Consider the following 13,692-nt stretch of genomic DNA (forward strand, 5'->3'; position numbering starts at 1 on the left):
TTTCCAAGTATGTATCTACTTATATAATTCAAATCCTGCATCCAAAAACAGTTTTTTCACCTCTTCCGATCCGGTCAAATATTGAAAGAATTCTTCTGCTGCCTCTTTTTCTGCCTGTGATGCCTCTTTATCCTCTGTAAGTCCTACGGGATAAATGGCCGGGTCAAGCATATCTTTTTCCACCGTTGCAATTACTTCCACTTTGTCGGCCATGGAAGCGGCGTCCGTGGCATACACGATTCCTACTTCATTGCTGCCTTCTGCTACGGCTGTGAGCACTGCGGTCACATTTGGTCCCTGGTTGATTTCCATTGCCATGACTTTGTCAAGAATCCCCATTTTCTCAAAAAGCTTTCTGGCATATTGGCCCACCGGCACGTCTTCCCCTGCAAGAGCGAGGCTGGAGGCATTTGTTATATTGTCAAATCCGGTCACTGTGGTTTTTCCGCCCTTTGGTTTTATGAGCACCATCTGATTGACCAGTAAATTCTTTACCGAATCTTCCTTTACAAAGCCACTCTTTTTAAGCTCATCCATCTGTTTGGTAGCCGCGGAAAAGAAGATATCACATCTGGCCCCTTCTTCAATCTGGGTCTTTAAGGTTCCGGAGCTGTCCGAATTGTAAATCACCGTAACTCCCGGATGCTTGCTTTCATATTCCTTTTTCACTTCTTCCATGGTATTTTTCAGACTTGCTGCAATGAATACGTATAGTTCTGCTGGCTTAGAAGCGGTTGTTTCTGTTTCTGTTACTGTTACTGCTTGTGTTACTGCTTCTGTTACTGTTTCTGTTTTCGTATCTGCCTTCCCGGTTTTTACATCTGCTGTTCCCTGACAGCCTGTGACCTGTAAGGCGGCAAATGCAGCCAGCAACAGGGCAAATAGTTTTTTACTTCTTTTCATTTTTCTTCCTCCTGAATTTTATTTGAATAACATAGAAATGTTGTTCATTCTTATTGTGTTTTGTTCTGTCTTTTTCTGTTTCGTTCATTTTAGAAGATAATGGCATCAAAATCAATGTTCATATATTCACAGTATATCAAGTTATAATCAGACACTTTTTATCAATATAGCACAATAGTTCGTCTGAATATCCTTTCATTGACAATGATTCAAAATATGATATAACTAATTATAACTGACAGTAACCATAAGAAATTAAGAGGGTCTTGTATGGAGAAAATATACACGCCACAGGAAGTGGCAGACCGGCTGCTGATAAAGAAAGCAACGGTTTATGAGCTGATTAAACGGGGTGAACTGAACGCCACCAAAATAGGCAGACAGATAAGAGTCAGCCAGGAGCAGCTTGACAGTTATTTAAAAGGATCTTCGAAATCGGCTGAAAGGTCCTACACTGAAAGGTCCTATGCCGAAAGGTCCTATATAGAGGAAGCTCTGCCACAGGTCACGGATATTCCACGCTTTACTTCTGTATCAGGAGGCCAGCAGACGGATTATTTATTAAACAACAGCGGTCTTGTTATCAGCAGCCAGGAGTCCAGAGTGGTGGAACTGCTCCGGGGACAGCTAGGTAAGGAAAGGAACAGCCTTCCCATATTACATTCTTATATGAATGATTATAACAGTTTGTACTCTCTGTATTATGAGAAGACCCATCTGGCTCTTACCTGTTTTTTGTCTGATGGGGAGAGTTGGGATAGGAAACAGATTAAAAATCTAATGCCGGGAAAGGAAGTGGCGGTTCTTTCTGTGTGCAGTCTCTTATGGGGGTTTTATGTAAAAAAGGGAAACCCGCTTCTTCTTCGCTCCATGGATGATCTGACTCGTCCGGAAGTTCGTTTCTTAAACCGGGAGCTGGGAAGCGGCTCCCGTATGTATCTGGATTCTTCTCTGCTGGAAAAGAGGATTTCGAAAGATTTAATTTATGGATATGAAAAGGACTGTTTATCCAATATGTCAGCCGCCCATGGAGTCGCATCAGGGGCTGCCGATATAAGCATAGGGGATATCTCCCTGTTGTCCTCTTACCCTCAACTGGAATCTTTCCCCTTTGCTCATGGATTTCTTGATTTAGTTTTCCTTAAATCAGACTTAGACCACCCTGCGTTCCAGTCCATCTGCAACGCCGTGAATTCTGAAGAATTCAAAAGCAGTCTACAGCATTTTAAAGGCTATGATACAAGTCATACAGGTAACATCACCATAATTACAAATTAAATCTCCAGTCTTCGCCCCTCCCTCCGATAAAACAGATAAAACATCATGGCTCCAGCCAGGCAAAGAATGGCTCCACAGCCCATAGCCCAGGAAATATTTTTTTGTGCGGCCTGTCCGAAGATCACATTGGTGACAACACCCGTCCCCTCAAGAAGCACGGCATAAATACTTAGAGCGGTAGCCCGGTCCTCGGTTTTTATGCGGCGGTTCTGCAACTGGGTGGAAAATGGTGCAAAAAGACTGGCACATAGACGCAACATGACAATGGCTGCTACCGATACCACCGCCTGACTGGTCACAGCCAATACCACACAGGATATCCCTCCGCCAAGAAACATGGTCAGACTAAAAGAGATTCCTCCCATCTTTTTCGTAAACCAGTGAGACCACATCCCAGCCATTCCGCATAAGGTGACCAGAATATAGATAAGTCCCATTGTTTTTACATCTATCCCTGCTTTCACGTATTGAATCTGATTTAAAAATACGGTAATCGTCTGGTTCGTTTCAGCCAAAAGTCCCATGCCAATGACTGCCAGAAGAAACCGTCTATCCGCCACTGTTGCCAAAAATACACGTATAAAATTCTGATTGTTCCCTCTCCCTAATTCTGCAGGTTTCACCTCCCGAATTCCAAAAGCCAGCGCTGCTGCTGCCCCATAAGAGACCATGGTCAAAAATCCAGCCAGCCGGTAATTTTCTCCAATGGATACAGAATACAAAAGAGAAGCACCCAATAGTCCAGCCATATTAAAAAACTGATAAATCCCGAATACCTTCTGGCTCTCCTCTTCCTTACAGGACAAATACAGAAGGCTCACGTCACACCCGGAGAATCCAGCCAACACTACACTAAGTAAAATCCGCTCCAATAAAAAATCGAAAAAGCTGTCTGCTCTCCAGAATACAATTTTTGACAGAAAATAAATTCCTGAGCAGACAATCAATGTTTTCCGATATCCAATCCGGTCAGCCACCATGCCCCAGGGCATCTCAAGGCCAATGCAAAGCGCCAGGCTTAAGCTTTCGATTAAGGTGATCTGTAAAACGCTCACCCCTGCTGCCTGCCGGTAAAGGGTCGCAATTGGTCCATAAAATACCATTCCATGTAAAAAAGAAATGGCAAACATAATATATATATTTCGTCTCGTTTTCATTTTCTCTATTTCTCCCTGTTTTTTCCTACGAAAAATAAGCCCTGCTCTGCAGCGCCTGTTTAGACTCATATTCGCAATCAACTACGTGGGATCGTTTAAGAGAAACATGAAACGTGACATGGTAATCAGACCTTCCTGAATTTTTCAAATATTATAACACACCATACAAGACGTGTAAAGAGTATTGACATCCCCCTCTCCCTCTTTGTATAATGTATGTATTACAGTTGTAAGAATAGGAGATTTTCAATGAACCATCTGCCTCAGATTTCCGAAGCTGAATATGAAGTAATGAAGGTGCTGTGGAAACATGCCCCCATCAACACCAATGAAGTGACAGACATGCTTACAAAGACCATTGGCTGGAATCCCAAGACAATACACACACTTTTAAAGCGTCTGGCCCAAAAGGGTGCCATTACCTATGAAAAGGAAGGTCGTGTCTTTGTCTATACTCCTGTGGTCAAGGAAGACGAATATCTAAAAAAGGCCAACGACCACTTTTTAAACCGCTTTTATAATGGCAAGATTTCCAGCATGGTGACCAATTATATGAACAGTGAGCAACTGGAACAGGACGAACTGGAGGAACTGAGAAAGCTTTTGTTTAACGGAAACAGGGAGGACCGCTGACATGCCCTATTCTTTTATGGCACGCCTTTTCCTAAACAGCCTGGCCATCCCTCTATTCTTCATCCTCATCCTCTGTATGAGGAAATTTCTGGGCAGCCATTTAACCAGCAGAGATCGATACCGTTTATGGTTCCCCTTTCTGCTTCTTTTAACGTTTCCATTTCTCCATTTCCTCCACCTTGAGACGTATACAGAATATCTGCCTTCTCATCTTTTTTGGGGAATCCAGCCTAAGGAAGCCCCTCCCATATCTCCAGACGTTTATGAAACAGCAGTTTCTGGAAAGGACCTGTTTTTAGATTTTTCTATTTCAGTGATTTGCAATACCCCTTCCATTCTGCCTGTGATTCTATTTGTTTTGTGGGCTGTTGGTGTGGTATTTATGACAATGGTCACCTTGTATAGTCATCAACAGGTCAGACGGCTAAAGAAATCGTCCCTTCTGCTACAGAATGAAAGAATACGGGCCTTGTTTGAATCCTGTTTAAGAGAATCCGGTATTCGAAGAGAAATACCTATCTACAGCAGTGCCTATGTGAAATCTCCCATTGCAGTAGGTGTCTTATTTCCTTCCGTCATCGTTCCGATCCATATACTTTCCGATATGCCGGAAAAGGATATCCGCTATATCCTGCTTCATGAACTTTCTCATTGCAGACATAAGGATCTTTTGGTCAGCCAGTTGATGGCCCTGGCCCAGATTGTCTATTGGTTTCATCCTGTGGTATGGCTGGCTTTTAAAACCATGGAACATGACCGGGAAATCGCCTGTGACGCTTCCGTCCTTTCCATGCTTCCACCGGAGCAGTATCTGGACTATGGAAATACCTTAATTAACTTTGCAGAAAAACTCTCCCGTTTCCCCTATTGCGCCACAGGGATTGGAGGATCAAAAAAGGAAATTCGTAAGCGTATTATAAGCATTGCCAGCTTTCAAAAGGAAACCAAGAAGCATAGAATGAAAAGCGGAGTCATTGTTATTGCAACTGCCTTATTCATAGCTTTCTTGTCCCCTTATCTTTCTGCAGGCGCCGCCTATGATGGCAACTATGAATTTCACGGTGAGAATATCAATAAGCTGGAGCTTGAATCCTGTTTTTGCGGCAAAAAGGGCAGTTTCGTCTTATATAAAATAAACTCGGACCAATACTCCATTTACAACGAAGACGAGGTGACCAAAAGAATCTCCCCGGATTCCACCTATAAAATATACAGCGCTTTAGCCGCACTGGAAGAAGGCGTCATTGCCCCTTCCTCCTCTAAACTTCCATGGAACGGGAACGCATATCCCTATGAAGCCTGGAATGAGGACCAGACTCTTAACAGCGCCATGAAATATTCGGTAAGCTGGTATTTTACTGAATTGGACAAACAAACCGGATTAAATACATTAAAGAAATACTTTCAGTCCATGGGCTACGGTAATTCTGATTTCAGTGGTGGCTTAGGACGTTTCTGGGCGGAATCCACCTTGAAGATATCCCCAGTGGAACAAGTAGAGCTTTTGACACGCTTCTACCAGGGAGATTTAAACGTTTCCCCTGAAAATCAAAGAGCCGTTAAGGATTCTTTATTTATCTCTTCCTCAAACGGAGCTTCCCTGTATGGCAAAACCGGAACCGGGGCTGTAAATGGTAAACAGGTAAATGGGTGGTTCATCGGGTTCGTGGAAGCGGCTGAGGAGACCTATGTGTTTGCGACCAATATCCAGGATACAGATTCTGCCAGCGGAAGCGCTGCTGCAAAAATTACACTGGAAATTCTTAATGAAAAAAATATTTATGGGAATTAATAAGGGACAAAGTCAATGATTATAAAATCACATATATGTGTATCAATAATCGATACTATATTTTTATCCTTGCTCATGGTATTTTATAAAAATAAGAATTTGTAGGTATAGATAATGAAAAAGAAATCGTTAAAGATAATTAAAATTATACTCATAATAATACTTTTATTTATAGTCATTCGATTGTTTCATCCAACGTGGACGCCTTTCATTAAAGGTGAAAACAGCATTAGTGAATTAACCAAAGTTACTATAAATGGAGTGGGCTTAGAGGTGATGATACGGGGAAATGATAGAAACAATCCCGTTCTGATATTTGTTCACGGCGGACCTTGTTGTTCTGAAATTCCGTATGTAAGAAAGTATCAGAAACATTTAGAAAAGGATTTCACTATAGTACATTACGACCAGCGAGGGAGTGGAAAATCATATAAGTTTGGAGAAGATTATTCCATGGTGACTGCTGCTACTCATACCAATGATTTAATTGCGCTGACAGAATACATGAAAGAATACCTGGGAAAGGAACAGGTTATCCTTATCGGACATTCCTACGGAACCTATATTGCAACAATGGCTGCATCACAGAGACCAGATTTATATCAGGCATATATAGGAATTGGGCAAATGTCAAACACAATTGAAAGCGAATTAAGCAGCTTGGCAAAATGCCTTACAGCGGCTGAAAATGCTGGAAATGAAACGGATGTTAAATATCTTAAAAGCTTAGAAACGGCAATATCAAATGGCGAAAGCATTACACCAAGAAGTTATGTTCGCAAATACGGTTTCGCAGCAAGAAAAATAGATGATAATGGCGATTATTTGAAAGGCTTTTTATTTGGAACAGAATATAATTTGCTTGATGCCATTCGGTTTTATACAGCTTCCATAAAATATCAGGACGCTTTGATTATGGAAGCATTGGACAATCCTATTACTGGCATAGTAACAGAAATCAAGATACCTGTTTATTTTGTAATGGGTAAATACGATGGCATGACATCTCCTGAGACAGCAGAAAACTATTTAAATAGTATCACTGGAGAAGGAACAAAGGAACTTACACTATTTGATGAATCAGCACATTATCCTCAATTCGAAGAAGAGGAAAAATTTCATCAATGGATGAAAGATATTTTTTGTAATTAGCCGCCAACGAATTCCAATTGAATTTGTTGATAGTCTAAAGGGAGGACCATTCTGGCCCTCCCCTTTATATGATTCTCCCCTTATTTTGTTACATCTGGTGCTTTATTCTATATTTCTTTTTATAAAATCCTTATACCAATAAAAAGATTTCTTCTTTTTGCGTTCTAAGGTACCATTTCCCTCATTGTCCTTATCCACATAGATAAAACCGTACCGCTTATCCATCTCTCCGGTTCCTGCACTGACTAAATCAATGCAGCCCCAGGATAAATATCCCAGACAGTCTACACCATCATTGATGGCTTCTTTCATGGCTTCAATATGCTGTTCCATATATTCAATCCGGTAATCATCTGCAATGCTTCCGTCTTCTTCTAAGACATCCTCAGCTCCCAGTCCATTCTCCACCACAAAGAGCGGGATCTGATAACGGTCATATAATTCATTCATGGTGGTCCGAAGTCCCAGGGGGTCAATCTGTCTTCCCCAGGGAGTGATACCAAGATGAGGGTTCCGTAATGTGGTTATGGCATTGCCGTCTGCGACCTGGCCGGAGATCTCAGGACTGACTCCTGCCAGTCTGGTGGAATAATAGCTGAACGCAAGATAGTCCACGGTATTCTGCCTTAGAATCTCTTCATCTCCCGCTTCCATTTGTAGCTCAATGTTTTTTTCTGTCCACATTTTCTTCGCATAACTTGGGTATTTTCCCCTTGCCTGTACGTCGATGAATAAGTAGACCTCCTGATTTTTCTCTACGGCTGACCACACATCCTTTGGATTGCAGCTATAGGGGTAAAAGGAGCCAGCTGCAAGCATACAGCCCATTTGTATCTCCGGATTAATGCTTTTCGCCAGCTTTGTTGCCAATGCACTGGCAACCAGCTGATGGTGGGCCGCCTGAAGAACGATCTGATCCGGATTTTCCTGGTCTTTTATCACCATACCACCGCCAAAGAATGGAATGTGGGTAATCATATTGATTTCGTTAAAGGTGATCCAGTACTTTACTTTATCTCCATACCGTTTAAACAGGACTTCACAGTAGTTTAAATAAAACTCAATCAGTCTGCGGTCAGACCAGCCACCGTATTTCCTGGTCAGAGCAAGAGGGGTATCAAAATGACAGATGGTGACCACCGGCTCCATGCCATACTTACGGCACTCGTCAAATAAATTATCGTAAAAGACCAGACCGGCCTCATTGGGAATGAGGTCATCTCCGTTCGGGAAAATTCTTGCCCAGCTGATGGAGGTACGAAAGGCCTTAAAGCCCATCTCAGCAAGCAGAGCTAAATCCTCTTTGTATCTGTGATAAAAATCAATGGACTGGTGGCTGGGATAATAGCCATAATCTTTTTCCAGTGCAATTTCCGGGTGATACATGGCTTCTTTTCTTCCATACTGCACGGAAGGAAGAATATCCATAGGGGATAATCCTTTCCCATCCTCTAAATAGGCACCCTCGCACTGGTTTGCAGCCATGGCTCCGCCCCATAAAAAATCTTTTCTCATGATATAAACAACTCCTTAAAGAATGGTCAGCAGTTCCTGTCCCATTTCCACATCGCCTTCCTTGCTAGCTAATACCTCCAGATAATTCGAGGTATTGGTCACGATGACTGGAATGATGGTTTCGTATCCGGCTTCTTCAATGGCCTTTTTATCAAATTCCAGGAGTAAATCACCTTTTTTAAAGGTATCTCCATCCTGAACGTGAGGGGTAAAGAATTTCCCTTCTAATTCCACGGTATCAATACCGATATGAATCAGCAGCTCCACTCCCTCTGTACTCTTTAAGCCAATCACATGCTTGGTTCTGAAAATGGTTGCAACCTCTCCGTCAAATGGAGCTGCTATCTTGCCGTCTACAGATTCCACTGCGATTCCTTTTCCAAGAATTTCTTTTGCAAAGGTTTCATCCTTAACTTTTGATATATCTACCTTTTTTCCATTGACCGGGCTGGAGATCACAATTTTCTTTACCATAGATGCCTTTTCTAAAGCTTCTGTTTCTTTTGTTTCTGTCTTTTCATTGGGGTCAGCAGGTTCCTCAAATCCATAGAACCAGGTGGCCGCAAAGGTAACCACAAATCCAATGGCACAAGCGATCAGTGCATGAACCACGTTCATAGGATTTTCACCGATAAAAATAGGAATGGAAAGAAGTCCAGGTGTACCGGAGGTATAACGAACCACGCCCATTAATCCGGCATAGAAGCCTCCCACACCGCCTCCCAGCATAACGGAGAGAAGTATTTTCTTGAATTTAATAGTGACTCCATACATGGCAGGCTCTGTAATACCCATTAATGCGGTAACACCGGCAGAGGAAGCCAACTGCTTTAATTCTTTGTTTTTTGTCTTGATTGATACACATAATGCCGCACTACCCTGGCAGACATTGGATACCAGACTTCCCGGTCCCATGACTGCCTCGTAACCATAGGTGGTGTAAGAGGTCATTAAGACTGGAAGGAAGCTCCAGTGCATACCGGTAAGTACTAAGAGCGGCATAAATGCTCCCATTAAAGTAGGAACCAGCCAGCTTACATGCATATTCAGAAAATCCGTAATTGTAGCAATTCCAGTACCGATATAGGAACCTAAAGGTCCTAAAACAACTAAAACAATGGGAGCAACAATCAATATGGTCAGGGTCGGTTTCATGAAGAACTTTACTGCCTTTGGAGATACCTTATCTGCAAAACGTTCTACGTAGGTCATCAGCCACACTGCCAGTATAATGGGAATAACACTGGAACCGTAGTTGATTAATTTAATCGGGAGTCCAAAAATATGAACCGGTTCCCCAGCCGTTACCAGCTGAGTAAAGGCTGGATGGAGTAAGGCTCCGCCCACCATAGCTGCCAGATACGGATTACATCCCAGCTTTTTAGCAGAGGAAACTGCCAGCATAATTGGGAGGAAATAAAATCCTGCATCTGCGATAAAGCTTAAAACAACGTAAATCTGTGACGTTTTTTCCATGCCTAATAAAACACAGATAACAAGGATGGCCTTGATCATACCGGCTGCTGTAATGGCTGGTATCACAGGGGTAAATATAGCTGCAAAGATATCCATTAAGGCATCTATTTTTCCAACTTTTTTTCCAGTGTTTACAGGGCCTTCACTCAGTCCCATGGCTTTAATTTCATTGCACACATTGGCTACGTCCGTACCAATAATAATCTGATACTGGCCTGATTTTTTAACGGCTCCTAATACTCCAGGAATCTTATTTAACTGGTCTAAATGAACCAGGGATTCATCTTTAAAATTCATTCTAAGTCGTGTTGCACAGTTGACTAATTGTGTAATATTGTTAATTCCGCCTACCTGCTCAAGGATTGCCTGAGCCAATTCTCGATGATTCATAGCAGTTCTCCTATTCTTTTTATTTGATCTATATAAAGGGTGTCGACTTCCCTAATTACCTTTTATTTCCCGTTCTGCGACCCGGTTGATATGAAGCATAAAGTAAATCATTTCTTCCTGTGAGATGGTAACATCGAATTTCTTTATGAAATAATTTTTTACTTTATCGGCACAGGCTTTGGCCTGGGGCATCTTGGTTCTTATCTGTTCGTATAAATACTCGTCGTCTGCCCCATGAAGCTCCTCCCTCAGAAGCCTTCTTGCAAAAAACCGGATATGGGTCACGAACCTGTTATAATTTAAGGAATCTTCATTCAGCTCAATTTGATAGTGATATTTTACAATGCTTAAGATATCACTGACGATTTCCGTTACAATCATGGTAAGCTGAATTTCCTCTCCCTCCTGCTGGGCATTGACAAAATGAAGGGCGATAAATCCGGTCTCATCGTCGCTTAAATCAATTTTTTCGTAGTATTTAATCAGATTTAAGGCATTCTTCGCTGCCTGATATTCTTTGGGATAATAATTCTGTATTTCCCAAAGCAAGGCATTTTTCATGGTCATTCCAGCTTTATACCTGGATATGGTATAGCTGATGTGATCCGTCAAGCCGATGTAAATGCTGTCGTGAAACGTAACATTTAACTCTTTTTGAGCCTGGGCAATGATTTTACTGCTTAACTCTACTTGGTTCAAAGGTACTTCTGTTAGTAAAGTCATAAATTTGGAAGAGGATTCAGAAGACTCAAATACAAATTTTTTATCAATGAGAGCTTCATCGATCAAATCTCCTGGTCTTTTTTGAAACGCAATTCCTTTTCCCAGCAATATGACCTCTGACCATTTTTCATCTTCTGCTAAAATAATATTGTTGTTATATATTTTTTTAACACGGTAGCTCATCTCCCGATCAATCCTCCTTATCATAATGAATTTGGCTCGCCATATACATTCTGCCCGATGTAACTTTTTTATATCATAAGACACAATTATTTCGGATAAAACAACTCTACAATAAGAGCATCATGGGCTTCCTGCCCGGCAGGGTATATTTGAGTCATAGGAAGCAACTTTTAGAAATAAAAAACACCCAAATTAATAAACACATGTACAAACATGTATCTATTAATCTAGGTGTTGCCTGCCGAACAGTTACAATCCCGATATATTTTCTTTATTATAACATAATTCGACATCATATAACAATGGTGCTTTCTAATAGTTTACTTCTTCTGTTTTTGTGCACATTGTCCAATTTCCACGTTCCAGCTACTGCTTCTTAGTAAAATAAGCATCTAATACTACTTTATCTTTTCTGACCACATATCCGCTGCCGCCGCGATTTTTCACATCCTCTACCATACTGACTAATAGAATTGGCTTCTCCACCGCTTGGTCTGTGGTGAAAACGGAAAACCAGCCAAGCTCTGTTCCAGTGGTATCACTTTTTGATGCTTTAATCTCCGCCGTTCCTGTCTTTCCGGCTAGCTGGATGTCACTTCGGTTTATGGCATGACCGGTTCCATGTTCAGAGCTTACCACCTTTACAAGATCAGATGCTACGGTTTCTGCTATCTCAGGAGTGGTGGCATCTTTTAGCCAAATTTCGGAAGCAGGCTCTTTTTTATATAACAGATAAGGCTTTATTACATTTCCCTTATTGGTGAACATGGTATAAAGAGAGGCAAGATGTACGGGGTTCATTAAGATCTGGCCCTGTCCGTACCCGCTGTCAGCCAACTGGACCTCCGAGTCAATGGTATCTCCATTGGAGTACTGGGATTTTGCCACGGTGATTTCAAAGGGCAAGTCTTCCTTAAAACCAAGCTTATCCAGTCCAGCCATAAAATCCTTGGCACCGATTTTTAATGCGGCCTTGGCAAAATATATGTTGTTGGAATAGATTAAGGCGTTCTCCAGATTGAGAGGACTGCTGTCATGAAGGGTGGTCACGTAGTAATTGCCCCAGCTTTCATCCTTTCTCCATTTTAGCCCGCTGCTTATGTAATCCTCATTGGGGTCAATGGCTCCGGTATTAAGTCCTATGACCGCTGTAATTGGCTTTAGAGAGGAGCCGGGAGCAAATTTCTGGCGGAACCGGTTAAACATGGGCTTTCTCTCATCCGTATTCAGTGCATTCCATGTATCATTTGACATACCAAGGATGAAGTCATTGTCATCAAAGGACGGCGTACTTACAAGGGCCAAAATTTCTCCCGTAACCGGATTCATGGCGACCGTGGTACTTTTGTCCTCTGAAAAGGTGTTGTAAATGCTGGCTTGAAGCTCACTGTCAATGGTCAGGGTAATGTCTTTTCCGTCCATCCTCGATTTGGCTGCCAGAATTTTCTTTTCTGTGCCATTTCCATCCACAATGGACACGGTTCTTCCGTTGATTCCCTTTAAATCTTTTTCATAGAGAGCTTCCATTCCGCTGCGCCCGATGACGCTGTCAGTCAGATAATCCTCATCCGGATGCTCCTTAATATCCTCAGCCGTTACATTTTGAACGTACCCGACTAAGTGTGCTCCGCTTTCCATCAGAGGATAAAAGCGGACCGGAGTATCTGAGATTAAAACTCCAGGAATGGCCAGGAGCTTATCCTGCAGCTCTTTATTTTTCACATTATCTTCTCTGGGCTGGGAGGATACTAAGTTAAATTCATCTACCTTTTTTAAAGTTTTAAGAGGAACAAAGGAATCTTCTTTTACCCATTTGGCAGCCAGCTTCTTTTTGATGCTGTCCGCCGGTATTCCAAGCAGACCGGAAAGAGTCTCCATATCACCGGAAGGGTCCTCACTCATCTTTCCAGGAACCAGACCGATGGAAGAGGCGGTTCCTTTTCCAGCCAGGACATTCCCGTTGCGATCATATATGGTTCCCCTTATGGCCTTGTCCACAGATATCCTTACCTTATCTCCCCGAAGGAGCTCAGGAAATATCAGGCTGTCGCTCCAAATAAGCTGGTAGCCCTTCTTTCTATCTCTTTCATACTCTGCTTTGTTTTTAAAGCTGATAGTTCCAGCGGCAGTCTTATACTCCATCTCATAGGATAAGACTGCCTTTTTATCGTTATATTCCACATTTGTGATTTCGGTCTTGATGTCGGAGACTTCAAGCCCTTCATAAATGTTTTTATTTCTGGCAGTAAAATCTTCTTCGCTGATATTAATTCGGCTCTGATCGGTCAGCATTTCGTACATGGCTTTGTAATCAGCCCCTTTTACGCTGTCCATATATTCCGAAAATAGAACATCCGGCTTTTTTCGTTCTGCCAGCTTTTTCTGAATCTGAAAAAAGAGGAAAGCACCTGTCAGACCCGCGAGCAGAATCAAAACAGTTACAATTATACGAAATAAAATTCTATTTCTGGCACGGTTCATAGGTACCTC

At 42.1% G+C, this 13,692-nt stretch carries 10 protein-coding genes; 4 read left to right on the forward strand and 6 right to left on the reverse strand.

Annotated elements, in window-relative coordinates:
• Nucleotides 1–15 precede the first annotated feature (15 nt).
• The gene (modA, locus tag T546_RS0116125; RefSeq protein ID WP_026892515.1) at nt 16–903 is read right to left on the reverse strand and encodes a molybdate ABC transporter substrate-binding protein; all 888 of its coding nucleotides are present in this window, start codon (nt 901–903) and stop codon (nt 16–18) included.
• Nucleotides 904–1,173: 270 nt separating this feature from the next.
• On the opposite strand from modA, the gene T546_RS0116130 reads away from it, so the two are divergent.
• Nucleotides 1,174–2,181, forward strand: coding sequence for a substrate-binding domain-containing protein (locus T546_RS0116130; RefSeq protein WP_026892516.1), 1,008 nt, complete (start codon nt 1,174–1,176; stop codon nt 2,179–2,181).
• Here the strand turns inward: T546_RS0116130 and T546_RS0116135 are convergent.
• On the reverse strand, nt 2,178–3,338 hold the full coding sequence (locus T546_RS0116135; protein ID WP_026892517.1) for an MFS transporter: 1,161 nt from the start codon (nt 3,336–3,338) through the stop codon (nt 2,178–2,180). The genes T546_RS0116130 and T546_RS0116135 overlap by 4 nt on opposite strands.
• A 249-nt stretch (nt 3,339–3,587) precedes the next feature.
• On the opposite strand from T546_RS0116135, the gene T546_RS0116140 reads away from it, so the two are divergent.
• The 3 genes from T546_RS0116140 to T546_RS0116150 all read left to right on the forward strand — a co-directional run bounded on the left by T546_RS0116140 (nt 3,588) and on the right by T546_RS0116150 (nt 6,915).
• On the forward strand, nt 3,588–3,971 hold the full coding sequence (locus T546_RS0116140; protein WP_026892518.1) for a BlaI/MecI/CopY family transcriptional regulator: 384 nt from the start codon (nt 3,588–3,590) through the stop codon (nt 3,969–3,971).
• Between the two features lie 16 nt (nt 3,972–3,987).
• Nucleotides 3,988–5,763: a BlaR1 family beta-lactam sensor/signal transducer gene (locus T546_RS0116145; protein WP_026892519.1), complete on the forward strand. Its 1,776-nt coding sequence runs from the start codon at nt 3,988–3,990 to the stop codon at nt 5,761–5,763.
• Between the two features lie 114 nt (nt 5,764–5,877).
• Nucleotides 5,878–6,915: an alpha/beta fold hydrolase gene (locus T546_RS0116150; RefSeq protein WP_026892520.1), complete on the forward strand. Its 1,038-nt coding sequence runs from the start codon at nt 5,878–5,880 to the stop codon at nt 6,913–6,915.
• A gap of 102 nt (nt 6,916–7,017) precedes the next feature.
• On the opposite strand, the gene ascB is transcribed toward T546_RS0116150, so the two are convergent.
• The 4 genes from ascB to T546_RS0116170 all read right to left on the reverse strand — a co-directional run bounded on the left by ascB (nt 7,018) and on the right by T546_RS0116170 (nt 13,683).
• Nucleotides 7,018–8,430 carry a 6-phospho-beta-glucosidase gene (gene ascB / locus T546_RS0116155; protein WP_026892521.1) on the reverse strand — a complete coding sequence of 471 codons (1,413 nt, stop codon included), beginning with the start codon at nt 8,428–8,430 and terminating at the stop codon, nt 7,018–7,020.
• 15 nt (nt 8,431–8,445) lie between these two features.
• Nucleotides 8,446–10,296 (reverse strand): beta-glucoside-specific PTS transporter subunit IIABC, encoded by a 1,851-nt coding sequence (locus T546_RS0116160; protein WP_026892522.1) that lies wholly within the window; start codon nt 10,294–10,296, stop codon nt 8,446–8,448.
• Between the two features lie 51 nt (nt 10,297–10,347).
• Nucleotides 10,348–11,202, reverse strand: coding sequence for a BglG family transcription antiterminator LicT (licT, locus tag T546_RS0116165; RefSeq protein WP_026892523.1), 855 nt, complete (start codon nt 11,200–11,202; stop codon nt 10,348–10,350).
• Nucleotides 11,203–11,568: 366 nt separating this feature from the next.
• Nucleotides 11,569–13,683: a penicillin-binding transpeptidase domain-containing protein gene (locus T546_RS0116170; protein WP_026892524.1), complete on the reverse strand. Its 2,115-nt coding sequence runs from the start codon at nt 13,681–13,683 to the stop codon at nt 11,569–11,571.
• Between the last annotated feature and the right edge of the window lie 9 nt (nt 13,684–13,692).

The organism is [Clostridium] aerotolerans DSM 5434 (genome assembly GCF_000687555.1).
GTDB classification, from domain to species: Bacteria; Bacillota; Clostridia; order Lachnospirales; family Lachnospiraceae; genus Lacrimispora; species Lacrimispora aerotolerans.

Excerpts from the sequence above, each read along its gene's own strand:
- T546_RS0116150 (WP_026892520.1), top strand. The coding sequence starts at position 5,878 with ATGAAAAAGAAATCGTTAAAGATAATTAAAATTATACTCATAATAATA.
- T546_RS0116135 (WP_026892517.1), bottom strand. The coding sequence starts at position 3,338 with ATGAAAACGAGACGAAATATATATATTATGTTTGCCATTTCTTTTTTA.
- T546_RS0116170 (WP_026892524.1), bottom strand. The coding sequence starts at position 13,683 with ATGAACCGTGCCAGAAATAGAATTTTATTTCGTATAATTGTAACTGTT.
- T546_RS0116140 (WP_026892518.1), top strand. The coding sequence starts at position 3,588 with ATGAACCATCTGCCTCAGATTTCCGAAGCTGAATATGAAGTAATGAAG.
- modA (WP_026892515.1), bottom strand. The coding sequence starts at position 903 with ATGAAAAGAAGTAAAAAACTATTTGCCCTGTTGCTGGCTGCATTTGCC.
- ascB (WP_026892521.1), bottom strand. The coding sequence starts at position 8,430 with ATGAGAAAAGATTTTTTATGGGGCGGAGCCATGGCTGCAAACCAGTGC.
- T546_RS0116130 (WP_026892516.1), top strand. The coding sequence starts at position 1,174 with ATGGAGAAAATATACACGCCACAGGAAGTGGCAGACCGGCTGCTGATA.
- T546_RS0116160 (WP_026892522.1), bottom strand. The coding sequence starts at position 10,296 with ATGAATCATCGAGAATTGGCTCAGGCAATCCTTGAGCAGGTAGGCGGA.
- T546_RS0116145 (WP_026892519.1), top strand. The coding sequence starts at position 3,988 with ATGGCACGCCTTTTCCTAAACAGCCTGGCCATCCCTCTATTCTTCATC.
- licT (WP_026892523.1), bottom strand. The coding sequence starts at position 11,202 with ATGAGCTACCGTGTTAAAAAAATATATAACAACAATATTATTTTAGCA.